The organism is Cohnella nanjingensis (assembly GCF_014212125.1).
Taxonomy (GTDB): domain Bacteria; phylum Bacillota; class Bacilli; order Paenibacillales; family Paenibacillaceae; genus Cohnella; species Cohnella nanjingensis.
The window spans coordinates 1-25,172 of record NZ_JACJVP010000024.1 but is presented as its reverse complement, the minus strand read 5'-3'; the positions used below and the strand labels follow the sequence as shown (position 1 = coordinate 25,172).

The following is a 25,172-nucleotide window of genomic DNA, read 5'->3' as shown; positions in this document are numbered from 1 at the left end:
ATCAGGCACGATATGGAGCTGCTGGACGAGATCATACAGAAGGGCTTCAAGACGCTCAACATGATGGAAGTGATCAGCCCAGTGACGGCCATCAAGGCTATGGAGATGAAGCACAAATGTCCAATGGGTCGACTGGTGGATATTTTCATAATGGATTGGAAAATTCAAACAACAACACTCCTCACTTGATTCCATAAAGGTAAGAATCTCCTTTTCCAATTGTTCATTTCTACAAAATGACTGCCAGTTAGCTTAAAACTGGTTCAAGCAAATTTTTAGACAAATATCATATCCATGACCTTAATACCAAAACCCCTTTTCGAGGGGTCATTTTCTTTTTTAGGAGGTATGTAGATTGAGATCCATTAAAACGAAGCAGGACATTGTCACTTTGCGTCGAGCGGGAGTGCTTTCTGCTGCGCTCGTCGTCCAGGTCGAGGACTACTTCAACCAACTAAGGGCTGAACTGGACGATGAGGATGAGAGCGAATTTCGTCTGGGAAGGAACGGCTCCCTGCAATTCCCCTTCGTCCTAATTTTTCGCCGTCACTTATGGTACGGTTCAGCTTGACGGGTCTATCGGCGAAAAATACGAAAGGAGCATGTCGCGGCGCATGATTGCCAACGTTTTATATCCGCTTCAATGGCTATGACCAAGCCCTCATAACATGCACAGAAGGCCGCCGAAGTTATCGGCGGCCTGATTATCGGTGATTCAACTTTCGTACCCCATCCCTCGGTTTAGCAAAATCATAGGGTTACTCAGTTACTTTGTGGTTTCTTGAAGCCTTCCATTCCATCGCTCTTCGTTCGATTTCCAATACAAGGTGATTTTTCCGCTGTCACAGGAATGGTCGCAACGTCTGCAAGGGAGCCGCTGCAGGTTCGTCGGATTTGCAGGCGAATAGGTAATGGTTCTCGATCTCCCCGTTACCAACCGTTCGCAATTTCAAATCAAGTCGGAACGCTTCTTGGTAATCGTCCGGTATGCTCCAGTTAATCGAGCCGCAAGCCGTGACGAGTTCTTTCATCGGAAATCTTTCCGTCTCGCCTTTCAGCAACGTCTCGCCGGCTTTGTTGCATATCGTCCAGGACAATTGCGCATCGGCGTCGTCAGGGTGATCGGCGCAAATGAATAATCGCGCTTGAAACGATTCGCCGCGCGTGTAGGCCAGCTTGTCAAACTGCGCCGACGGATGAATCGGACGCTGAGCGAGTGCCGTCCGGAAGTAGGCGGGCTTCGGCAAGCCGTAGTAATCCACGGCGCTCGTGCAAGACACATTCGGGAAAGGTTCGTTCATTTGCCACAAGATGCTCCCGCTGCACTGAGGCGCCCGGCGCCGGTTGGACTCCACGGCATAACCAATGGACTCAGCCTGAAGCCATTGGGACAGCCGGACCTTTTCCTCGAGCGTGCAGCCGGGCCCGAATAAGCGCTCCAACTGCTCGTCCATGTTCCAATATTCGTATCCGTGATGCAGCCAGGTCGGCGAGGGGTCGGACATCGTCGTCAACTCGTCTTCGGGCAGGAACCTCTTCAAGCTTTCCATGCTCGCGAAGCCGTCTGCGCCGTACTCGCTGTGAAGCAATGCGTCGCTGCCGTTATAGAGCGTGTAGTGATCGACGTCCCCGGCATATTTCCAGGGGCCGTGTACGTCGTAGGACAAGCCTTGCCCGGCGTGCTGTTGTTCCAGAAAAAAGACCGGGCCGGAAGAGGAAGAGGGCAGAAACAATCTCTCCCCGTCGAGATCCGCGACCAAATCCCGAAGCATCCGCAAGTTCGGATGGTTGTCGGTGAGCGGCACGAGTCGATCTTGCAAATGCCCTCCTTCGGTCAATTCGTTGCCTCCGCACCAGATGGCCAGCGATGGATGGTTTCGTTTTTCCCGAATGACGAAACGCATCGTTTGTTGCAATTTGTGGAGGAAGGCGGCGTCCGCGCTAGGCTCGTTGTTGAATCCGGAACTGGACTGCATCATTTCTTGCCAGATCAAGATGCCTGACCGGTCGCACAACTCGTAGAACAGTTCCCGTTCGATCAGACCGCCTCCCCATACGCGCAACAGATTAACGTTCGCCTCTTTGGCAAGTCGGATGAGATGTTCGTATTGCTCCCTTCTTTCGCGACCGTACAATTGATCGACGGGGACCCAGTTCCAGCCTTTCAAATAAACGGGACGGTCATTGACGATAACGGTATAGGCGAGCGAATCGTAGGGGGAGTCCGGGTTTTGCTTGAAAGCTAGCGTGCGAATGCCGACGGTTAACTCCCGATCGTCGGAAGGTTCCGCGTAAGGTTGACCATCGAGACGCACTTCCGTAACCAAACGGTACAGCGGTTGGTTACCGTAGCCGTTCGGGTACCAGAGCTCAGGATGAGCGATATTTAATCGTTGCTCAATGATTTGTAGTCCCGGGCTTAGATGCACTTGGGTTGTCCGGGATGAGCAAAGCGATCCATCGGGGGCGTACAGGTTCGTTATGACGCTTCCTTGTCCGCCCTTCTCGTTATCGAGTACGACCGTCACGAGCCCCTCCGCGCCGTCTTCGTTTAAGCTTGTCTTCCAGTGAACGTCGTTAAAACGGGACGATCCGTTAATACAAAGATAAACGGGCTTCCATAGCCCCATGTTCTGGAGTCGCGGGCAAAAGTCCCACTTGTATCCGAAACGGCTCTTCAGGTGATTGACTTGATTCGTGTAGCCCAATTGAGGAACGCCTTCAGGCGTTACATCAATGCCGATGAGAAGATCGTTCGATTCCCCCCAGCGCAGCCGATCGGTGAGATCGAACTCGGCAGGCGTAAACATTCCGCGATGCTCGCCCAGGGGTTCGCCGTTTAGCCGTAATTTAGCCGAATAGTCGATACCTTCGCATACAAGGCGCACTTTTCTTCCGCGCCAACGCTCATCGGCGATAAAAGCGTTTCGATAAAGCCAATTGCGATCGTTTACCCATTCGCACGCCTGCGAGTTTAGCCCCCAATAAGGATCGGGAAGATAACCTGATTCGTACAAATCGTAATGGACACTTCCCGGTACCTTCGCAGGTATCCACGGTATGAGCCCTTTTAATTCCGTGCCAAGCTCCATGCTGCGTCCGAACTCCCAAAATCCGGGGTGCGAACCGGTTAGGAGCCATCCGTTCTCGATCGGTGCTTTCATGTAGTTTCCCTACTTTATGTGTTAGTTTCAATTTATTAATGTCGGCCAATTGTCGGAGAAATAGCGGCGCGATATCGGGGCCGATGAACGCTTCCGCGATGTCGTGCAAACGCGGGTCGCTCACGAGACGCAACCAGAACGGATCGTCGGCAAGCAACGTATGGTTTCCTTAACGCTCAGGCCCTGCTCTTATTCCGCATCAGGGACAGGTTCTGGACCGTTCGGCCTTCGTACAAGCTGATGGGGGTAACGATGCTTTCGCAAACCGCTTCCTCGCGCATAGCCTTGGCCAGCAGCTTAACGGCCTGCTCTCCCATTGCAGCCGTATCTTGCTGAATGAAACTAAAGTAGTAGCCGTCCAAATCATGCATGCCGGGATTGTCGAATGAAAGAATGGAAAGATCCTCCGGAACGCGCCTGCCCATTTCTTTCGCGACTTTAGCTATAAAGACGGAAAGGTTGCGGTTAAACGAAAAGACCGCCGTTATTTCCTTGTGCCGTTCTATCCACGACCTGACCAATGATTCGATTTCTTCCTCGCTACTATAAGTATCGCGAATTCCGATTAGCCATTGGTCGGGATTTATGACCAGTTGATGCTTCTGCGCCGCTTCGAGGTAGCCGCGAAACCGTTCGTCCGCGCTCGACGTCTTCGATTTGGCTTCGGATAGAATGCCAATATTCCGATGGCCTTGGCCGATTAAATATTCCGTCCCCAACATCCCGCCCGTATAGTTGTCCGAGTATACCGCGTTCGTCGGAATGCCCGGCAAATACTTGTCGACCAGAACAAACGGAAAAGACAATGTTTTTAACTTAATAATTTCTTCGCTGTAGATTTCGTTGTCGATCGGGTAAATAATAAGCCCGCTCGTCTGTTTATCCACCAGATCCTGAATGGTCCGCAGCTCTTCCTCGGGGCTAAGATTCATCTTGAGAATCAATTCAAAGCCTTCCTTCCGGCAAGCTCGCTCGATCGCTATGAGCATGGCCTTGGCAGCCGCATCCAGCAACGTCGTTAGCAGCACGCCGATTCGTTTCCCTTCCGTTCTTTCGCTCCGTGCAACGAATGTTCCTTTGCCGGAAACGCGGTAGACGAGGCCTTCTTCCACGAGTTGCTTGATTGCCGAGATGACAGTCACTCTGCTCACGCCGAACTGAGCCATCAGCTCCGCTTCCGTCGGGATCTGGTCGTCAGGTCTAAACGCCTGGCTGGAAATTTGGGTTTTAATATAATCCCGTATTTGTAAATACAACGGAACCTTCGAGGGATCGGGCCCAGAAGACATCCAAAATTCACTCCTTAAGCATAGTCGAGTACTCTAATACATTTAAATATATTGTATCATGCCTTTTCCAAAATATTAATTATTTTTTGTTCAAAAATAAGATTTTTATCAAATGTATTAATACTTTTATTCAATTTAATGTATTGACTGATTGTATTTAAGGTTTTATGATACTAATAAATGTTGTAACCGTTCTCAGGAGAGGGTGCCGAAATGCCTAAAGCAATACTCAAGCATAAGTTCATTTATTTAATGATCCTGCCGACGTTCATCTACTTTCTAGTTTTCAGTTACGTTCCAATGATCGGTATTATTATTGCTTTCAAAGATATCCAACTGTTTAAGGGAATCTGGGCGAGCCCGTGGGTCGGGCTTGAACATTTCCGAACGTTTTTCAGTTCCATACAATTCAATCGGCTAATGGGCAACACACTGACCATCAGCCTATCCCGCATCTTGTTCGGCTTTCCCATTCCAATCCTGTTCGCCCTCCTGCTGAACGAGGTACGTATAGGCGTTTTCAAGAAGGCCGTGCAGACCATTACTTATTTTCCCCACTTCCTGTCTTGGGTTATTTTCGGCGGCATTATCTACAACTTGCTTGGACCGATCGGGGCGGTAAACCTCATATTGGACTTGCTCGGTATGGAGAAAATTGACTTTATGACGAACCCCTCCATTTTCCGAGGCATGCTGATCGTGACGGGTATTCTTAAAGAGTTTGGATGGGGCGCCATTATTTATTTGGCAGCTCTCTCGGGCATAGACGGCACGCTGTACGAAGCGGCGCGAATCGACGGGGCCGGCAAGCTCCGACAGATTTGGCACATTACACTGCCGGGCATTCGCTCGACCATTGTGTTAATGTTCGTGCTGTCGCTTGCCGGGATTATGGATGCCGGTATGGAACAAATTCTTATTCTCGCAAACCCGCTCGTTTACAGCACTAGCGATATTATCGATACCTACGTATACCGCATCGGCTTACAGGAAAGCAATTTTGGACTGGCTACGGCGGTTGGCCTGTTCAAAGGCGTAATCGGCACCATCCTTATCGTGTTGGGCAACATGATTGTTCGGAGAACGGGGGAACGTTCGATATGGTAACCAAGTCGACGGAGCAACGAAACCGATCCTTGGACAACAATCCGTTTTGGGCGAATGCCCTCATTTATCTTGTACTGACAGCGTTAAGCTTGATTACGCTGCTTCCGATGGTCAATGTTCTCGCTTTCAGCTTTAGCGAAGCGCGGGCAATATACGATAATCCGCTGATGCTGCTCCCGCACGACTTCACGACGGCTGCCTATACGTACATCTTCTCCACGCCGGCCCTGCTCAAGGCTTTCGGCATTACGGTTTATGTGACGATTACAGGAACGCTGTTGAACCTTCTGTTTACGGTAACCGGAGCTTACGGACTATCCAAGACCCATATTCCGGGCCACCGTTTCCTTCTCTGGTGGACGATCGTTCCGATGCTGTTCGGAGCCGGATTGATTCCGTTCTATCTGCTGCTCAAGGAGTTGCACCTGATCAATTCGCTGTGGGCCATGATTCTTCCCGGACTTGTCGCCCCTTTTAATCTGATTCTCATGCGCAACTTCTTCTGGTCCATTCCGGACGAACTCGAGGAGTGCGTAAAGATCGACGGAGCCACCGAGTGGACGGCGCTTACGCGAATTATTCTGCCGCTCTCCAAACCGGCCATTGCCACGATTGCCCTCTTTTATGCCGTCGGACATTGGAACGATTACTTTAACGGATTGTTCTTTCTCACCGACAACGGCAAATGGCCGCTTCAAGTGCTGCTTCGCTCCATCATTATTGATATGAGCGCCCTTAACATGCGGGGTACCAACCTCGGACAGGATGTCACAAAAGTCATTCTGACGCCGGAAAACATCAAGTCGGCTACGATTGTGTTCTCGATCGTTCCCATTCTGGTCGTTTACCCTTTCCTTCAGCGGTATTTCGTTAAAGGCATCATGATGGGCGCGGTCAAAGGATAAAGCAATACGGGCATGACACAAAGTAACTACCCTCCGGGGTTTACATATTCATTAAATTACAGGGGTGAATGGTAATGAGTATCGCGAAACAGAAACAACAACGCACAAGTCTAAAGCTGTCGGCTTTATTGCTGACGGCGGTAATGACGACAGGAATGATGGCGGGATGCACCGGCAAGAACGACAAGGAGAGCACAAGCAGTCCCGGGTCCGCGTCGCCGCAGCAATCGTCGACATCTTCGGCATCCGCTTCGTCCTCCGAAACAGCTACGCTTGCCGAGTTCTCGTATATGCGGCCGGTCTGGGGCCCCGCCACCTTCGTGGCAGGCGGCGCTTACGAGCAAGCGTTGAACAAAGCCGCGAACGTGAAGATGAGCGTTCAAATCGTCCCCGTCGCCGAATACGACGCAAAGCTGAACACGGTCTTCGCTTCCGGCGACTTGCCGGATGTGTTCTGGGCGTCCGGGCCTGCGGACTACAAGTTCGTCGACATGCAAAAGCAAGGCGCATTTTTGAAAATCAACGACTATCTGGAGAAGTATCCCGCTATCAAGGCAATGGCGCCGCAAGCCCTGTGGGATCAGTTAAAGGACGAGAACGGCGACATCTTCTTCCTGCCGAACGCAAGCAATCCTTTTAATCCGATGTTTAATTTCTACCGTAAAGACCTGTTCGAAAAGCTGAGCATTCCCGAGCCTACGACGATTGCCGAACTGGAAGCCGCTCTGGAAAAAATCAAAACAAGCGACCCGAAAATCATTCCGCTTACCGGCCAGGACAGCTTCTGGGGACTTGGCGCGCTGGGCACGTCGTTCGGCTTCGCCAAAGACGGGTGGATGCCATCCAAGGAAGACCCGAACAAGCTTGTTCCTTACTGGATGTTGGACGGCGTCGTCGATTTCAACATGTGGCTGAAGGATTTGCGGCATAAAGGTCTTCTCGATTCGGAATATCTCGTGAATAAAGATTGGTCGCACTCAAAATCGAAGTTCGAGACGGGCAAAGCCGCCGTGCTGGGGATCAACTGGGCGTATACCCCGGAGATCCTTCAAAACATGAAGAAATCGGCACCCGATGCCGAGCTCGGAATTTTGCCGCCGTTGCAAGGTCCTAACGGCGATGCTGGCGGCGCCCAGTTGTTCAGTTTGTACGACAGAGGCATTTACGTCTCCTCGAAGATGAAAGACCCGGATGGATTCTTCCGCGTGCTGAACTGGTCGTTGACGGAAGGCAGCGACTTTAGCCGCTATGGCGTCGAAGGCAAAACGTATACAGTCGTAGACGGCAAGAAGGTGCCGCTGCCGCAAGACCAAGTAGAGAACGACTTCAAGACGACGCAGATTGAACCGCTTCAATTCCTCCGTCCGATTCAGGAGAAATTGGACTGGGACGCGCTGAAAAGCCAATACGAAGGCGCCGGCATCGGCGATATGTTCGACGAAGTCAAAAATAAATACTACGCTTACACCGCCAACTATTACAGCACTTACCGCCTGCCGAGCACGGTGTCCGAGACGGAACAGAAGGATGGCGCGCGGATTTACACCGATTACTTGCAACCGCTGATTGACGGCGGCGCGACACTCAACGACAAATGGAACAAACCGGAATGGGAAGCAGCCGTGAAGAAATGGCTTGACGCCGGCGGCGCCAAAATCATTGAAGAAGTTAACGCCAACCAGCCCTCCAAGGCTAAACCGCAAATCAACATTAACGAGCTGTTTCCCCAATAACGGTCAAGGTAACGAGTAATTGCCATCTATCGGCCCGCCCCCGGATAAATAAAGGGTGGCGGGCTTCCATTTTCGGAATAGAGACAGGAGAGAGCCGTATTGGAACGCCATAAAAGCAGCGATGATCAAACGAAAGTGTTCGTTATCTCGCATACGCATTGGGATCGGGAATGGTATCAGGACTTTCAGAGCTTTCGCGTCCGGCTTGTCTACTTGATAGACGAATTAATCGATACGATGGAGCGAAATTCCGCCTATCGATATTTCATGATGGACGGGCAAACGATTGTCATTGACGATTACTTGGCAATACGTCCCGAGAACAGGGAACGGCTTCTTTCCTTAATCGAACAAGGACGTATCGATGTAGGTCCGTGGTACGTCATGCCGGATGAATTTCTTCCGGACGGAGAATCGCTTATTCGCAATTTGCAGACGGGAGTTCGGCGTGCGCGCTCTTGGAATGCCGAGCCGTTGCTTGCCGGATATTTGCCCGATTTGTTCGGACACATCAGCCAAATGCCGCAAATCCTGCAAGGCTTCGGCATCGATAATGCCGTTCTTTACCGCGGACTCGACGGCCGCTCCTCCCCTTCCGAGCTCTGGTGGGAAGGCGCCGACGGAAGCCGCGTTCTGACGCTAAGACTCGAAGAAGAACGCTCGTACGGGGATTTCTATTTCGCCGTCCGATGGCCTTTCGAAGACCGTGATTTCACGTACGATGGCGAAGAAGTCGTTCGGAGGGCACGCGATTTACTGCAACTCAAACGCGATCGGGCGCTAACGGACCGGCTCGTCGTGTGGGACGGCGTAGACCACGTCGAAATCGAACCGTGTTTGCCGGATTTGCTGCATACGCTTAACGGAGCCGGACTAGGAGCCGACTTTCAACACGCCCGCTTCGACGACTACATGCGGGAGCTTCGTCCTCTAGCTAGGGAAACATGGCCTGTCGTGCGAGGGGAACAACGGTTCCCCGGTTATGCCGGCCTTAATCATATGGTGTTGGCGAACGTGCTCTCTTCCCGCATCCACCTCAAGCAGCACAACGACCAGTGCGAAACGCTTTTGACGCGATGGGCGGAGCCTTGGGGCGTGTTCTCGTCGTGGGAGGGGCGTCCGTATCATCAGAGCTTTCTCCAGCAAGCCTGGGAAATCTTGCTGCAGAATCATCCGCACGACTCCATCTGCGGTTGTTCCATCGATCAAGTTCACAGGGACATGCTGTACCGATTCGATCAATCCCGTTTGATTGCCGAGTCGATGCTGTCCGAACAACTGACATATATCGCGAACAGCATTGATGCGCCCTGGAGCGCCGATGATCGTACGCTCGTGCTATTCAACGCCTCCCAGTATCCGCTGGACGGCATCGCAACGGCGGACGTCGAGCTGCCTAGCGGCACGGACGCTTCCCAAACAATACGCATGCTTGGCGGAACCTCGTTCAGGCTGTTCGATGCCGAAGGACGAGAAATGGCCTATCAGGTTCTCGGCATGGAGACAGGCATCGTCAAACGAGTTCGCCCATTCCGTTCGGTACCGGTAAGCGAATCCGTAGATCGGATTCGGATCGCGTTCAAGGCGAACATTCCGTCTTTTGGCTATTCGGCCTACCGCGTGCAGTCGTTTACGATTAGCGGTCCGGCGTTCGGAGAGTACGCAGCCGAAAGGTTTGTCGCACCGGTACGCCATACAGGTACGATGAGAACCGACAATTTAACCTGGAATAATGGAAGGTACATCGTACGGGTCGCGGACAACGGATCGATCGGTATCGAAGATTTACATACCAATCGCGCTTTCGACGACCTCGTTGTATTCGAAAGCGAAGGAGACATTGGGGACGGTTGGAAGCATATCGCACCGCTTCGCAATTCGTATGCCTACTCCGCTGGCTGCCCGGCGGAGATCTCTGTCGAAGCGGACGGACCGCTCTTCTCCTGTATTAAAATTGCCGTTACCATGCAGGTTCCCGCGTTCGCTGGCGCCGATCTGAACGGCCGCTCGGAAGAAACTGTCCCGCTGCGCGCAACAACTTGCCTTGAAATCCGCAAAAACGATCCCGTGCTGCGAATTCAAACCGTCGTCGACAACCGCTCGCGCAATCACCGTTTTCGCGTGTTGTTCCCGACCAGCTTTACCGGCAAACACTATCGGACCAACACGGCATTCGACTTGGTCGAGCGCACGATCGAGAAACCGAATTTCGACGGATACTTGGAAAAGTGGGCAGATGTCGTTCCGCACAGCGGCCTGATCGTTATAAACGACGATACATGCGGGGTGGCGGTCTATTCCGAAGGCTTGCACGAATTGACGTTGCGTGAACAGAAGCGCACGATCGCCCTGACCCTCTTCCGCGCGACAGGAGACGAAGTGCTAACCAACGGATCGGACGGAGGACAGTTGCTCGGCCGCCTGACATTCGACTATGCCCTTCGCTTATTCGATCCTGACCAAACCTCTTCCGCGCAGCTGTGGACCGAACATGCACGGTTCAAGTCGTCCGATCGGTCATTAACACGCAAGCAAGGCCCGATTCGCCATGAAACGCCTCATCGGCGGGAACCGACGCTCCCGCTGTCAAACGGTTACTTGACATTGGCGTACAATCGACTCATTGTCACGGCAATTAAGCAAAGCGAAGACGAGAAAAATGTGTTTATCGTAAGACTGTTCAACGCGGAGAACCGTGAAATATCCGACCGCTTACGCTTTGCGTTCGCCGTCGAATCCGCCGATTATGTCAGCCTGAATGAAGACCGCCCTTATCCGATTCGCCTATGCGAGGACGGCAGCCTTGACGTTACGGCCAAATCAAAAGGCATTGTTACCATTCGCTTGCGCATCGCGATACCGGTTGACGGGTCTCCGCGGCCGGACAATCATACAGAGGAGCCTGAATCATGAATAAAGCGATTACCCCCTTTATTGAACACCCGGCTTATACGGGACCGATCGTCGTGTCCGCTTCCGTACTTGAATTCGGTGCGGCGCCGAATTCGCAAGCCGATCAGACCCGCTGCTTCCAGGATGCGCTCGATTGGACGGCTCTGCAAGGCGGAGGAGTCGTTTGGGCGCCGGCCGGCAAGTATCGTTTCGACGGCTGCTTGAAAGTGCCTTCCGGCGTTACGTTGATGGGGCAATGGTACGATCCGAATACGCCGGGCAAGACGGGCGCCGCGACCGTCTATCACGTCTATGCGGGCAAAGGCTTAGGACCGAATGGGGGCTCCTTTATCGAAGTTGGCGCAAGCGGCGGGATTGCGGGAGCGATCATATTCTATCCCGAGCAAAATGAATGCTCGCCCGTCCCTTATCCGCCGGCAGTCAAGCTCGCCGACAGGGGGCGCAGCTTCGCGACAGCGCGTCGCTTGACCCTCGTTAATCCGTGGGAAGCCATTCATGCCGGTCCGGAAGGCAATGAGCTTCATACGATCGAGCATATTTATGGAACGCCTCTGGCTCGCGGCATTCTCGTCAACAAAACAACCGATATCGGGCGCATCCAGCACGTTCGCTTCTCTCCTTATTACTGGCTGCGATATGCGGATACGTCCGTAGACGAACAAGCGCTGCTGAAGCTGCTCGGCAACGCCGTCGGTCTCGAACTGCAGCGTACCGATTGGGAATACGTCTATCGATTCGAATGCGAAGATTACGGTATCGGCATCCGCTTTGAACGGGACCCCGGCTCGACGGATATTACGGACGGTCCGAACGGTCAATTGTATGACATTCGCATTGATCGAGCACGTATCGGATTACAGTTCCGGCACCTGAACACGATTGGCATGTGCGTAACGCGGGGACGCGTCCACGCCTCTCCCGTCCCCGGCTCGTTAGCCGTTGAAATAGCGGCGGACTTCGATTCCGTCGCCCAACTGTTCGATCTGTCTCTGGCCTCTTCCGAGACAGCCATCGTATCGATTCGGCAAGGCGCCGGGGGCTCGGTCTCCTTTCAAAGCTGCGACTTCCAGAGCAGCCGCTCCGACTACGCGGCTGCATTGGAAGCTGCGGGAGCTGCCGTACTGCTATCGGGATGCTCCTTCAATAACAAAGGAACGTCGATCGAGTGCCTGGAAGGATTGATCGCCGCGTCTATTGCGGGATGCCGCTTTCCTTCCGACTCGATTCCGGTTCGTTGCGAACAAGGAACGGAAAGCCGCGTCATGTTAGATACCGCTCCCCGCGATTTCGTCGAGATTCGCGAGCCCGAGCCGGATTTGGGCACTCAACCGCAGCCGCGCCGGTCGGTATTGTATCCGCTGCCCGGGTCTCCCGTTGGAATCGACTGGACGCAATTGCGCGATAAAGCGCATTTGATACAAGCCGCGCTTGAAGCGGCCGCCCGAGAAGGAGGAGGAATCGTGTATTTGCCTCCGGGACCGCATCTCGTCGCCTCCCCTTTGGTCATACCGGAGGGCGTAGAGCTTAGAGGGTCTTACCACGTCCCTCACCATACGAACGCACCGGGAACGACACTCTACATCGTGCATGGAGAAGGAGATCCCGACTCTGCACCTTCCATTACGCTTATGGATAGGGCCGGAATTCGCGGCTTGAACATTTGGTACCCGCGTCAGCGGATGGAAGCCGTCACGCCATATCCTTGGACGATTCGACTGGCCGGAGAAGAAACCTGGATCATCGAGGTCAGCCTCGGCAACAGCTACAAAGGCATTGATGCGTGGAGCGGGACCGGCGGGCACTACATTGAATTCGTGACGGGCTGCATGCTGAAGGAGGGCATTCGAGTTTCCGGTTCAGAAAGACGAGGCTGGCTGAAAAACATTCATCTTAATCCGCATATGTATTTCCGTACGATCGGCACCGGCTTGCCGAACAGCACGATCGACCAGGCGGATGAAGCCGTCAAATTTTCTTTGTTGTTGGCCTGGTTGGATCGTGAACTCGAATATGCCTTTCGCTTCGGGAAAACGAAAGACGAAGTCGTGTTCAACTGCTTCAGCTACCGATCCAGGCTTGGATTGGACATTGCCGGGTTGCCTGGCGAAGGGTTCGACGGCACGTTCTACGGCCTTGGCTGCGACGGAACCGTATCCGGATTCCGAATCGTTCATACGGGCGATCGCGAGCTTCAGTTCATTAACGCGGGCATCGACATTGTGTACCAAGATTATATGCAAATTCAAGAAATGGATGGAATTCCGGCAAAAATCGCTTTTATGAACAGCGTTTTCGGCGGTTATAATCTCAATCCGCGTCGGGGTGCAGTCATCGACGGAGGACGCGTCCGCATGCAACAAGTCCATTTTCGCGCAAACGGCGCCGAAGAAGAATCCGACGCAGGCGTTAATTTGCGCTCGGGAAGGCTGTCGCTTTACGCTTCCGTCTTCGGACATATCGGCCCTATCGACGGCAGCCGCTTTTCAAAGCAGGAAAGAGTGACAGACGTTCGAATCGGCGCGGGCGCCTCGCAAGCCGAAATCGTGTGTAATGCTGCTCGGGATACGTTTATGCTCGTCTCGCAGGACGCAGACGTCCTCCCCGTCGCCGTAGGCAACGTATCCATGTAGAAGACTGGACCGAAAGGAGGCGATGCCCAGGTCCGCACAAGCGGACTCGATCGGCGGTTGCTCATTCTCGTTTGTACACCATTACGCGAGGAGGAAATGGATTGGGAAAAAACAAGCTTATTTCGAGAAATATTTGGAACCGCTTGGCGATGGGCCTGGTTCTGGCTGTAACGTTGAACGTGATGCCCATCGTGCCCGGTTACAACGGGGCGATGACCGCTTCGGCTACGGGTACGGGTACGGGAAACACGGCATTGAAATTTACGGTAACCAACGACGCCTCGGCTACGACGAATCGTTACGTCTACCAGACGATTTCGACGGCGAGCTATACGACCCAGCCCGGAGACAGGTTGGAGTACGACGTTTACTTGCCGGACGCAGTAAGCGGTGCAGGCGGTCTGGATTTTTATTTCACCTCGCCCAGCGCGGGCGTAAGCAAGTATTTTCGCGAAAGCAATCCCGTCGATTCCAGCAATGCCGGCGCGCATCCGGCTGCCGATTTGACCGGACAAGCCTATGGCCAGTGGTTCCATCGTACGCTCGTATTAAATCCAGGTCTTAATATCTCGAATTGGATTGTCGCCGGTGAGAACGATCAATCCGGACTCTCGTATACCGCGCTTTACGACAACATTCAAGTGGTGAATACCGGATATTCAAATCCCGTTCGTCTAAACGTTTATCAGAACGGAGCGCCGTCCGTCAACTCGGCAACGTTCTCTCCTTCGGGCGCATCGGGTTCCTTGACAACGATATCGGTTCAGGGTACACCGGACTTTCAACAGCCTGCAGGCCACGAGCTAAAATACACGGTGACCAATACTTCGGGGACCGGAGCCAAGCTTTCGTATCGCAAAATATCGGAAGGAGGCCGAGGCTTTGTCTTCCAATCGGGCGATCTCATTGAATATGACGTCAAATTGCTGGACAACCGAAATAATGCCGGAGGCATTGATCTAAGGATGCAAGACGGCTCGTACTTCCGGGATGCCTCGGGATGGAAGGACCAAAACAACATTGACGGGCATCCCGCCAACGATATTTCCGGTTACGCATACAACAACTGGTATCACCGGACGTTGGCTGTCCCGCCCTCCATGGTCGGCAAGTCGCTCGACTACTGGATCGTGGCGGGGGAAAATACGACCCCGGGCATATCGTACAGTTCCTTATACGATAATCTTCGCGTCGTACGCAGCGGAAAAACGCTTGTGTGGGGCTATCAGGACGGCGATCGCGCGAATAACGGCAATCCTTTTTTTAACACGGTCAGCAGCGAGACCGGCGTGACGGGCGTTTCCTTATCGGGACTTTTTCCGAAAGCGCTTTATTTAAAAGTCAACAATGCCGCTTCGGGAAGCAACAAGTTTGCCTACTACAGCTTTTCGAATACCGCCTATACGTTCGCAAGCGGCGATTCCGTCGAATACGACGTTATGCTTGCGGATCGGGTGAACGGTGCGGGCGGTCTCGATGTCTGTGCAGGAAGCTCCTGCGCGAAGGATGCGGGCTGGACCGATCAGAATGGTATCGGCGGACACCCTGCTTCCGATTTGAGTCCTTATGCTTACGGGGCATGGTATCACCGTAAAATGAACGTTCCTGCTTCGCTCGTGGGCCAAAGCTCAACGCAATGGTTGATCGCCGGCGAGAACGATACGAACGGCCAGCCTTACGGAAGCTATTACGCGAATATTGTCGTGACGAACGGGTCTACGGTAAAAGCGGTAATTTTTCGCGGCGATCAAAGCTCGACCCCTACGATGGCAATAACGTCATCTAACGCTATTCAATCCTCGTCCGCGACGGAGATCAAGGACCCTTCTTTCATTGCCTTTAATCCGCAGAAGGTGACTCCGACGAATGCAGACTCTTCGGATTCGGCCATCATCTCCGGTTTTAACGTTAAGGATTTCAATGCCATCGGCGACGGCCTCATGGATGATACGATCGCCTTCAAACAGGCGCTAAGCGCGGCTTCGCGCGCCGGCGGAGGCGTCGTATGGGTTCCTGCCGGAACTTACAAAATTATGGGACAGCTCACGATTCCGAAATCGGTCGTGCTGCAGGGCGACTGGAAAAACCCCGACAGTACGGGCGGCTTGGGAAGCGGCACGATATTGCGCGCCTATTCCGGACGCGGCAATCCGGCGGCGGCTCCGTTCCTTACCGTCGGCCCGAGCGCCGCGGTAAAGGGAATGACGATCTATTATCCGGAACAGACCGACCCTTCCGCGATCGTCGCTTATCCGCCAACGATTCGTCTGCAGGATAACAATTTCGCCTATGCGAACGTTCAGAATACGACGCTCGTCAACGCCTACGATGCCATTCAAGGAGGCCCGGACGGCGACCAAATGCATGTGCTCAAAAACGTTTACGGGACGCCTCTTCACCTAGGGATATCAATTAACCACACGACGGACGTCGGCAGAATCCAGAACGTATTTTTCGACCCGAAGTATTGGATCGGCTACGCCGCTGCAGTCGGTGCGCCAACGGTCAACGCGGGAACCTTGAACACCGCTCTCGCCGGGGCAACGGGTATGACCTTCATGCGAACCGACTGGGAGAACGTCTATAACATCGGGATCGTCAATTACGGGAAGGGAATCGTTCTGAATGAAGACGGTGCGGCGAGCGGCCCTGTCAAGGCTGCCCAAGCTATGATGACCAAAATTAGCATCACGGGAGCCAACAAAGGCATTGTCGTCAATAAAGTCAACTATGCGGGCGTCATATTTGCTAAATGCTCGATAAGCGCTACCTCCGGTACCGACCCGACGGGCATCGAAGTGGCCGCGACGCATGACAGCATCGTCCAGTTTAACGGCTGTACCTTCAACGGCAGCGCTGCCCAGCAGGCTCGAATCGCATCGGGAAGTACCGGAACGCTTTCCATTGCCAACTCCAGCTTTGCCGATTGGGCTAACGGGGCCTCGAACTATGCCGTTACGGCGGAGGGAGGTACGCTCCAGCTTGAAAATAACTCTTTCGGCAAATCGCAGCCCGCGGTAAACATCGGCTCCGGGGTGTCAGCCGCCGCGGTCTTGAGCAATACGTTTACCGGGACGCCGCAAATCACGAACGCTCAATCATCCAATCCGAATATCGTCGTCGATCATACGGCCAGACCTTTCAAGCCAGTGCCGCCCGATCCCGACCTCGGCTCGGTGCCTAACGTGACGGGAAGCGCTTTTGCCGTCGTGACGGACGCGCCTTACAATGCGGCAGCAACGGATACGCTCACCGGATTCGACAACACGGCCGCGTTCCAGTCTGCGTTGAATACCGTAAGCTCCGCCGGAGGAGGCATCGTCTATGTGCCGCCCGGAGCTTATTATTTGACCGGGCAGTTGAATGTTCCTTCCGGGGTTGAGCTTCGGGGCGTCTTTGAAATCCCGCACCACACGACCGCGGCAGGCTCTGTGCTGTATACGACCGCGAACGCCGGCAACGAGAACGCGACGCCGTTCGTAACCCTTCAGCTGAATGCCGGAATCAGGGGGATTACGGTTGTCTACCCGAATCAAGACCTATCCTCTATGAGTGCTGTTAAAGCTTATCCGTGGACGATTCGCGCCGCATCAACGGGTGCGTGGGCCATCAACGTTACGCTGCCGAATACGTTTCGCGGTTTGGACTTTAGCTCGAATGCCAGCGGCGGGCACTACATTGACCATGTTAACGGAGCGGCGCTAAAAACGGGTATCGCCATCGGCAACTCATCGAGCGCGGGGCGCATCCTTAACGCGCATTTCAATCCTACGTTCTATTTTGCCAGCTGGGGCTCTTATCTGCTTGGCATGGGCGACTTTACGACGCTCGACTACAACACCCGTGTCGGCACGTTGTTCGGCTACCAAGACAGCAACCTGATCGGCTTCGACATCGGCAAAACGACAAGCGAAACCCTGTTTCACTCATTCGTATATAGGGGCAACATCGGCCTTCATTTGTACCCCCAAGGGGCGGGCTCGTTCGAGGGCTCGATTTACGGCTTCGGCGCCGAGTCGGTTACTCCCCTCGATATCGAAAGCATAGGCAGCGGAGGGCTGACATTGCTAGGCGGAACATTCAACACGTTCGGCGGCACGACGGGACGCATTCGGTCCACCGTGTCCTCCAGCGCGTCCATTACACTGCAAAATGCCCAGTTCTATTGCTACAATTGTTCGCCATCAAACGGGCTTGTCGTACAGAACGGCAACGTAACGATTCAGCAGAATCATATTGCCGCCGATGCCGCAGGCAGTAACGGCGGGGTCCGCATCAGCGGGGGCACCGTAAACGTGCTCGCCTCAGCATTCAGCAAAATCGGCCCGCTGTCCGGCTCCGCCTTCACTGTACAGAGCGGCGTCAAGGATGTCGTCGTCGATTCGGGGGTGACAAGCGGCCTCGTCGCCGGAAATGCAGGCAAGACAGGATTCATGTATACGAATAGCGGCTCGGCGAATTTTATCTCTAACGTCGGCAACTAATCAAGAACGTTGCGCAGAATGATTGTGCGCAACGTTCTTTTGAATGTATTTATGCATAACACCTCATTCAAACATCCCAGAACTAGCGGTATTCATTGACCAAGAAAGCATTCTGCCTGACCATCTCACAAACTGGTTCCCACAGATTTCGCCAGCACTATTTTTCGCCCTACTTATGGTAAGGTTCCCCCCGATTAATCCGCATCGCCCGGTAAATCTGCTCCACCAGCACGAGCCGCATTAGCTGATGAGGGTATGTGAGCCGGCCGAAGCTTAGCTTCTTGTCGGCGCGCTTCAGCACGGCGTCGGAGAGGCCGAGGGAGCCGCCGATGACGAAGACGACATGGCTCGTGCCGTAGGTGCCGAGCTTGTCGATATGGGCGGCGAGCTCCTCCGAGGACCAGAGTTCGCCGCCGATGGCGAGGGCGACGACGTGGGCGTCGTCTTTGACGTGCGACAAGATACGCTCGCCTTCGCGAGCGACGACCTGGCGCTCTTCGGCGGCGCTGAGCACCTCGGGCGCTTTTTCGTCGGGCACCTCGGTGAGCGTGATGCGGGCGTAGGGACCAAGCCGTTTGACGTATTCGGCGATGCCTTGGACGAGGTACTTTTCCTTGAGCTTTCCGACGCTGATGATCTGAATATGCATATGAGGTAAATCCTCCTGAATCGATTTAACGAGATACTGAGATGTAGCGAACCAATTATCTGATCATCTTCCACGTTACCCTCTAAGTAGCTTTCAATAGCTTTCTTATTCCCCAATAGCGACCTCATCTACCCTAGCGACAGGTCCCGCTCCGCTTGGCGCGGTACAGCACCTCGTCCGCCTCGCTCAGCAGGTGCCCCAACGTGTCGCTGCCGCCGCCCGACGCAGCGCCTGATCGCCGCTCCCTGAGCCCGATCCGTTTCTATACCGAGATGGTACCATAAAATATTGTCGAATTGGATGAAACTCACCAGCCCGCGCGGAAAAATCGGCCGAAGCGGTGGGAATCGCGGCGCTTTTTTGATACAATAACTGAAAATTCACTCGCATAAGGGGACCACTATGGAATACATCAGCACTCGGGGCCAGGTCGCCCCCATCGGCTTCATCGACGCGATCCTGATGGGGCTGGCAGACGACGGCGGTCTGCTCGTCCCTCAACATATTCCGCAGCTGTCGGCAGACATGCTCAAGTCGTGGCAGCGGCTCAGCTACCAGGAGCTGGCGCTCGAGATCTTCACTCTCTTCGTGAACGACGAGATTCCGTGCGCGGACCTGAAGCGGCTCGTGGACGACAGCTACGCGACGTTCCGCGACGAGGACGTCACCCCGGTGCGTCGCATCAACAACGGCCTGCACGTGCTGGAGCTGTTCCACGGTCCGACCTTTGCGTTCAAGGACGTCGCCCTGCAGTTCCTGGGCAATCTGTACCAATACGTCTCGGGCAAGACGAATTCGATCATCCACATCCTCGGCGCGACTTCGGGCGACACGGGCGCATCGGCGATCGAGGGCGTGCGCGGCAAGGCAGGCATCCGCATCTGCATTCTGCACCCGCACGGCAAGGTGAGCAAGGTGCAGGAGCTGCAGATGACGACGGTCGACGACGCCAACGTGCTCAATCTCGCGGTAGACGGCACGTTCGACGACTGCCAGCGCATCATCAAGGAGCTGTTCGCGGACGTGGACTTCAAGCACCGCTACCACCTGCGCGCGATCAACTCCATCAACATCGCCCGCATCCTGGCCCAGACGGTGTATTACTTCTACGCGTACTTCCAGCTGGCGAACAAGGGACAGGCCGACAAGGTCAACTTTAGCGTGCCGACGGGCAACTTCGGCGACATCTTCGCAGGCTATCTGGCGTTGAAAATGGGACTGCCGATCAACAAGCTCATTCTGGCGACCAACGAGAACAACATCCTGGAGCGCTTCGTGCGCGAAGGCGTGTACGAGCCGGGCGAGTTCCGCGGCACGTACAGCCCGTCCATGGACATCCAGGTCGCGAGCAACTTCGAGCGCTACCTGTACTACCTGTATGGCGAAGACAGCGCCGCCGTCACCCGCCTCATGGGGCAGTTCAAGGCGGACGGCCGCATCGCGATCCCGGCCGACAAGCTGGCCGCCGTCCAAGCCGACTTCGCGGCCTACGGCGTGCAGAACGAGGAATGCCTGGACGCGATCAGCGATTACCATGCGAAGTATGACTACCTGCTCGATCCGCATACCGCCTGCGGCGTAGCCGCCACCGACAAGCTGGCCGACGACGGCGAAGTGACGATCGCCCTGTCGACCGCCCATCCGGCCAAGTTCGACGAAGCGATCCGCCTGCGCGGCATCGCGCAGACGTATCCGCCGCAGATCGAAGCGCTGTTCGACAAGCCGCAGCATCAGACGGTCGTAGGCGGTACGAACGATGACATCAAGGACCAGCTGGTGAAGTTCTTCTAGATCTCAACCAGCATGCATAGCAAGCCCCGTCCGGCAACGACCGGTACGGGGCTTTTTATCGCGCAGATGTGCTTGAATTTTCAGGTAATTCTCAGTTTGCGCTAAGGTTGCCTTCACGGCTGTTTAAGGTGGGCGGGCTAACCTAGGGATTGTAAAGCCAATCACCGAACCCAAGGAGGCATAACCCTATGACCCATCCCTTCAAGCATGTCAAGAAGCGAACCTTCGTCTCGCTCACCCTCGCCGCCGTCGTCGCCGGCAGCGCGCTCATCGCCAGCAGCGCATTCGCGGCTTCCGCGACGCCGACGGCCGACTCGTCCTCATCGGCCGCGGCCGCGCAGAAGAGCGAGCGCGGACCCGGGCACGGCGGGAAGCTCCGCATCGAATGGGACAACCCGGAGCTGGCCACGCTGCTCGGCCTGACCGCCGATGAACTGAAGACGAAGCGCGAGGCAGGCCAATCGCTCGCCGCGATCGCCCAGGCGCAAGGCGTGGACGTGCAGAAGGTCATCGATCTCGAGGTCGCCGCGATGACGAAGCAGCTGGATCAACGGCTGGCAGACGGCAAGATCACGCAGGCGGAGTATGACACGCACAAGGCCAAGCTGGCGGATCAAGCAGCCCAATTCGTAAACAGCACATTCAAGGACAAAGTAGGCAAGGAAGGCGATGTAGGCAAGCGCGGCGGGCATGACGGCTTCGGCGGACACGGCATTCTGCGCTCCGAGGAGATCGCCAGCCTGTTCGGCCTGACGACGGACGAGTTAGGTACGCAGCTCAAGGCGGGCAAATCCCTCGCCGCGATCGCAGCCGACAAAGGCGTCGCCGTTCAGACCGTCACCGACAAAGTGAAGGCGCTGCTCGCGGCTGAACTGGCCCAAAAGGTGACCGACGGCAAGCTCACGCAAGCGCAGGCCGACGCGTTTAAGGCGAAGTTGGACGAGCGCATCTCCAAGCTCGTGAACGAGACGCCGAAGGCGCATGGCGACCGCGAGCACGGCCGTCACTCCAAAGATGCGGATGATTCGACCGACAGCGCATCGGATGCCGCCGCGAGCAGCGGTACGACTAACGGCTAACGGCAAGCCGATGCTAGCCTAGCTCCAACACGGAACTAGCTCATGCTGGTTGCTGGTTGCTGGTTGCTGGTTGCTGTCTCCGTCCAACTCACTGATCACCCTCTCAGCGTTGCTCCGATTCGGCACCAGCTTCAGCTGATCGCTAGCTCCGTCTCCCTATTTGATGTCTCGACCTAGCTCCAATATTGAACTTGCTTTCGCAAGTTGGATCTCAGTCTTGCTCGCTGTTCGCTATCTCTGCCCTGACGAAGCAAATCGCCTGGCCTCGCGCGCAAGCTGTGAGGTCCCTAGATCAATCAAAACAAGCCGACACCGGAGTTGCCCCGGTGGTCGGCTTGTTATTTTGGGCCCAACTATCTTAACGATCCATTCACGACAAGACTTTCAATGGTATCCGATCCGGCAGCAAAGTTCGTATACCAGGGCCCAGACGCCGGCATTGTCCGCTTAGCTGCTACTCCGCCTCGACGACGAATTCGGCCCACTGCGTGGACAGAGATCCCATCTCCGTCGAAGGAATATACTTCGGACTGTTCACCGCGATAAGATAGGTTCCAGGCTTGCTCAGCGAGATCGCGCCCGCGAACTTGCCGTCCTTGATGGCGAGCTCCTTTTGGCTGTCCTTCACATAGACTGCCGGAGCAAGACCCGTGCCGCCGGGCGAATATTTCTGCGCGACGACCGTAACCTTATCGAACGCCTCATTCGGCTTCAGGATGCTGCCGGCTACCTGGATCGCATCGCCCGCCTTCACCTTCATATACCCGGAGGCAGGCTGCGACAAGGAGAGATAAGTTTGGCCTTCTTCCGTCCTCGTCACCGGCACGACGGAAGGATCTGCGACCCGGCGCTGCACCGTGAAGTTGGCCGTTCCGGCCGAGACCGCATACAGCTGCATCGGATTCGCGCCCGGACGCAGGTTCGCGGTGAATTCCATGCGGTTGTAGAGCCGCCCGTCCATCGCGATGTCTTTGTCGGTCACCTTGCCCGAACCGCCGCCCCAAGACCCTGCGCCATAAGGGTACATGAACTGCGGCTCGTACATGTCTTTCTGATACAGCATGGTAAAGGTCGTCTGCGCCTCGTCCGTCCCCCAGCTCGGCTCGAGCACTTCGATGATCTTATCGCTCCAGTTCCAGCTAACGATGTCGTCCTTGGTGGCGACCGACATGCCCAGCCAGGTGAGCGCGCTCACCGGCACGTAGGTAATGCCGTTCTCGATGAACGGCTTGGGGATCGTCTCGTCCGCCAGTGCGGTGCCCTCCGGCGTGTAGATCTTATCCGACCCGATCTTGAACGTCAGGTCGCTCCACGAAGGCATCACCTTCTGCTCCATGACGATGCGCACTTCGCGCTGCGCCGGCTGCCAGGTGACCGAGGCTGCGGCGCCGGTCTGGCGCAGCGTGCGCAGGGGCACGAATACCCGACCGTCCTTCAGGATCGGCTTCTCCGCCTGAACGGCCTTGCCGTCGAGTTCGGCGCTCGTGCCGTTCAGATCGAACTTCAGCTCGTGCTTCACTCGGTACATCTTGGCAATGTCCTTCACCGGATCGGCCGGCGCCGAATTCGCAGCCGCATATGCGTTCGAGCTCATGCCAACGACGGCGGCGACGGACAAAGCGATCGTTGCGATTTTTCTCATAGACGAATGAATCCCTCCCGAACCTCTATTAACCCCGGCGTCCGCGATCAGAACCAGTAAAATGTTGGTTATGCCGCGGACGCGGGCGCCGCCCGATCGACCAGCCTCGCCAGCAGGTCCCCGGACAGCTCCCATACCTCGTCCCTTCCCGGATTCTGCGGGTAGATCTTCCCGTCGATGGACGACCCCGACCCTCGCAGGTCGTTCAGCTCGTAGACGCTCGTCCCGCCCCCGCCGTGCAGCTCCACCCGGTACATCCGACCGGACTGCTCAGGATCTCCGAAGTAGGATCGCGGCGCTTGGCCGAGACGTTTCAGGAGTTCGGCGATGCCCACTTCGCCGTCGATCGTCCTTACAATCTCCCCTGCCTCATCCAGCACGACGACGGAGGTCACGCCGGACACGACCGGGAATCCTTGCGTCCTGCGACTCGCATACTCCTCTCGATGCTCGCCCATCCACAGTCCGTAATAGGCGATCCCCATCCCAATCGCGACCACGATCGCGAGCACGATCCCGTATGCCGGGCGCATCCGCCGCCCTCCCGTCTCTCTGCTCGTTTCCCATTAGACGAACGGCGCCGACAAAGAGTTGCAAACGCTGACAACCGGATACCGGCGTCCAAGTCGCCCTCCCCGCCGAACTGTACAATCCGACGAGCGAGCAGAAAAACCCGGCGCAATCGCCGGGTTCGGGAATCATCCTATGCTAATGCTTGCCGCCGGTGCGATGAGCTCCCCTATTCCGAGAGGATCTCCTTCACCCGGCCGACCTGTCCGTCCTGCAGCCGCACCTTGATCCCGTGCGGATGCGTCGCCGAGTTCGTGAGGAGGTCCTTCACGACGCCTCGCGTCAATTTGCCGGTGCGCTGATCCTGCTTCAATACGATATCCACCGTCAACCCCGGCTTCACGTCGCTGCGGTTCTTGCCGTTCCCTGCCATGGGCGATTCACCTGCTCTCTAGCTTAATGTCCGGCACGTACGCGATCCTCGAGTTGGCCTCGATCGTGAGCTGCTGCCGACCTTCGTCGTACGTTACCGGCCCTTCGTTCACATAGTACCCAGTTTTCTTCGTCGGGGCATCCTCGTATTCGTGGAGAACGAACACGATCAACTATCTCCTCTTTATCCGTAAACCATAGGTTACTGCCGAATAGAGAAACAACCCCGGACCGACCGCGTCAGCCCAAGGTTGTAGATGGAAACGATGTGATGTCGCGATGGTAATGCGACATGCCGGATCCGCAGTGCGGCCATTCCCCCAACGCCGTTCACCGTACGTCAGGACGCAGCACGATGGCGGCGGTCGCACACCATCTACCGATATTTAGTTGCATTTGTACAACTTATTCGAGCCCCTAATGACGTTTGGTGCGATTAAGTTGCATTTGTACATCTTTTTCGGGGGAAAAGGGGCCGTTAAGCGATATTCCGCGAAATAAGTTGTATTTTTGCAACTAAATGCCGCTAATGAGACGAAGTGGCCGAAATAAGTTGTACATTTGCATCTTATTCACGGAGTGCCCACGTCATGGCGACTTGCTGCCCGCAGCATAAGCGGTGACTACGAGGTGCGCGAATGGACGGTTAATCCGATCAACCGACCAGCCGACTATCGTTGCCCGGCTTACTTGCCTCGGCGCTGCGAACGGATCGGCGACTTGCCGCCGCCGGGACCGTTCCGGCCCCCCGGACCGCCCGCTCCGCCTCGGCCGCCGAACGACGGCTTCCCGCCGCCGCCGAAGCCGCCGCCCGCGCCACCGCTAGCGCCGCGAGGCCCGCGCC

General features: G+C 55.4%; 18 protein-coding genes and 1 pseudogene. 11 read left to right on the top strand and 8 right to left on the bottom strand.

Annotated elements, in window-relative coordinates:
- Nucleotides 1-12 precede the first annotated feature (12 nt).
- Together H7C19_RS34285 and H7C19_RS13980 are read left to right on the top strand one after the other, a co-directional pair.
- The gene (locus H7C19_RS34285; protein ID WP_221469244.1) at nt 13-189 is read left to right on the top strand and encodes a hypothetical protein; all 177 of its coding nucleotides are present in this window, start codon (nt 13-15) and stop codon (nt 187-189) included.
- Between the two features lie 166 nt (nt 190-355).
- The gene (locus H7C19_RS13980) at nt 356-571 is read left to right on the top strand and encodes a hypothetical protein (RefSeq protein ID WP_185143281.1); all 216 of its coding nucleotides are present in this window, start codon (nt 356-358) and stop codon (nt 569-571) included.
- 271 nt (nt 572-842) lie between these two features.
- Here the strand turns inward: H7C19_RS13980 and H7C19_RS13975 are convergent, their stop codons facing one another.
- Both H7C19_RS13975 and H7C19_RS13970 read right to left on the bottom strand, forming a co-directional pair.
- Entirely contained in the window at nt 843-3,092 is a 2,250-nt protein-coding gene (locus H7C19_RS13975; protein ID WP_281384873.1) for a glycoside hydrolase family 2 protein, read from the bottom strand.
- Nucleotides 3,093-3,340: 248 nt separating this feature from the next.
- Nucleotides 3,341-4,453 carry a GntR family transcriptional regulator gene (locus H7C19_RS13970; protein ID WP_185143279.1) on the bottom strand — a complete coding sequence of 371 codons (1,113 nt, stop codon included), beginning with the start codon at nt 4,451-4,453 and terminating at the stop codon, nt 3,341-3,343.
- A 213-nt stretch (nt 4,454-4,666) separates the two neighbouring features.
- Here H7C19_RS13970 and H7C19_RS13965 point away from each other — a divergent pair, with 213 nt between their 5' ends.
- The 7 genes and pseudogenes from H7C19_RS13965 to H7C19_RS13940 all read left to right on the top strand — a co-directional run bounded on the left by H7C19_RS13965 (nt 4,667) and on the right by H7C19_RS13940 (nt 18,225).
- Nucleotides 4,667-5,560: an ABC transporter permease gene (locus H7C19_RS13965; protein WP_185143278.1), complete on the top strand. Its 894-nt coding sequence runs from the start codon at nt 4,667-4,669 to the stop codon at nt 5,558-5,560.
- 29 nt (nt 5,561-5,589) lie between these two features.
- Nucleotides 5,590-6,465 carry a carbohydrate ABC transporter permease gene (locus tag H7C19_RS13960; protein WP_221469243.1) on the top strand — a complete coding sequence of 292 codons (876 nt, stop codon included), beginning with the start codon at nt 5,590-5,592 and terminating at the stop codon, nt 6,463-6,465.
- Nucleotides 6,466-6,539: 74 nt separating this feature from the next.
- A complete protein-coding gene (locus H7C19_RS13955; protein ID WP_185143276.1) occupies nt 6,540-8,198 on the top strand; it encodes an extracellular solute-binding protein in 1,659 nt (552 codons plus the stop codon).
- A gap of 135 nt (nt 8,199-8,333) precedes the next feature.
- Nucleotides 8,334-9,152, top strand: a pseudogene (locus H7C19_RS35705) (glycoside hydrolase family 38 N-terminal domain-containing protein); the annotation flags it as partial.
- 45 nt (nt 9,153-9,197) lie between these two features.
- Nucleotides 9,198-11,111, top strand: a complete 1,914-nt coding sequence (locus H7C19_RS13950) for a glycoside hydrolase family 38 C-terminal domain-containing protein (protein ID WP_246469502.1) — start codon at nt 9,198-9,200, stop codon at nt 11,109-11,111.
- On the top strand, nt 11,108-13,741 hold the full coding sequence (locus H7C19_RS13945) for a glycosyl hydrolase family 28-related protein (RefSeq protein ID WP_185143274.1): 2,634 nt from the start codon (nt 11,108-11,110) through the stop codon (nt 13,739-13,741). The genes H7C19_RS13950 and H7C19_RS13945 overlap by 4 nt, the downstream gene beginning before the upstream one ends.
- A 101-nt stretch (nt 13,742-13,842) precedes the next feature.
- Nucleotides 13,843-18,225 carry a glycosyl hydrolase family 28-related protein gene (locus tag H7C19_RS13940; protein ID WP_185143273.1) on the top strand — a complete coding sequence of 1,461 codons (4,383 nt, stop codon included), beginning with the start codon at nt 13,843-13,845 and terminating at the stop codon, nt 18,223-18,225.
- A gap of 169 nt (nt 18,226-18,394) precedes the next feature.
- Here the strand turns inward: H7C19_RS13940 and rlmH are convergent, their stop codons facing one another.
- Nucleotides 18,395-18,874 carry a 23S rRNA (pseudouridine(1915)-N(3))-methyltransferase RlmH gene (gene rlmH, locus H7C19_RS13935; RefSeq protein ID WP_185143272.1) on the bottom strand — a complete coding sequence of 160 codons (480 nt, stop codon included), beginning with the start codon at nt 18,872-18,874 and terminating at the stop codon, nt 18,395-18,397.
- Between the two features lie 402 nt (nt 18,875-19,276).
- Between rlmH and thrC the strand changes: the two genes are divergently transcribed.
- Together thrC and H7C19_RS13925 are read left to right on the top strand one after the other, a co-directional pair.
- Nucleotides 19,277-20,665 carry a threonine synthase gene (thrC, locus tag H7C19_RS13930; RefSeq protein ID WP_185143271.1) on the top strand — a complete coding sequence of 463 codons (1,389 nt, stop codon included), beginning with the start codon at nt 19,277-19,279 and terminating at the stop codon, nt 20,663-20,665.
- Nucleotides 20,666-20,853: 188 nt separating this feature from the next.
- Nucleotides 20,854-21,744 carry a hypothetical protein gene (locus H7C19_RS13925; RefSeq protein WP_185143270.1) on the top strand — a complete coding sequence of 297 codons (891 nt, stop codon included), beginning with the start codon at nt 20,854-20,856 and terminating at the stop codon, nt 21,742-21,744.
- Between the two features lie 454 nt (nt 21,745-22,198).
- On the opposite strand, the gene H7C19_RS13920 is transcribed toward H7C19_RS13925, so the two are convergent.
- From H7C19_RS13920 to H7C19_RS13900, 5 genes are all read right to left on the bottom strand, one after another.
- Entirely contained in the window at nt 22,199-23,386 is a 1,188-nt protein-coding gene (locus tag H7C19_RS13920) for a stalk domain-containing protein (RefSeq protein WP_185143269.1), read from the bottom strand.
- Nucleotides 23,387-23,454: 68 nt separating this feature from the next.
- Complete coding sequence (locus tag H7C19_RS13915; protein ID WP_185143268.1) at nt 23,455-23,919, bottom strand: hypothetical protein; 465 nt, start codon at nt 23,917-23,919, stop codon at nt 23,455-23,457.
- 206 nt (nt 23,920-24,125) lie between these two features.
- Entirely contained in the window at nt 24,126-24,329 is a 204-nt protein-coding gene (locus tag H7C19_RS13910; protein ID WP_185143267.1) for a YwbE family protein, read from the bottom strand.
- Nucleotides 24,330-24,336: 7 nt separating this feature from the next.
- The gene (locus H7C19_RS13905) at nt 24,337-24,495 is read right to left on the bottom strand and encodes a hypothetical protein (protein ID WP_185143266.1); all 159 of its coding nucleotides are present in this window, start codon (nt 24,493-24,495) and stop codon (nt 24,337-24,339) included.
- Nucleotides 24,496-24,983: 488 nt separating this feature from the next.
- On the bottom strand, nt 24,984-25,172 hold a 189-nt coding region (locus H7C19_RS13900; RefSeq protein ID WP_221469242.1), incomplete at its 5' end, for a hypothetical protein.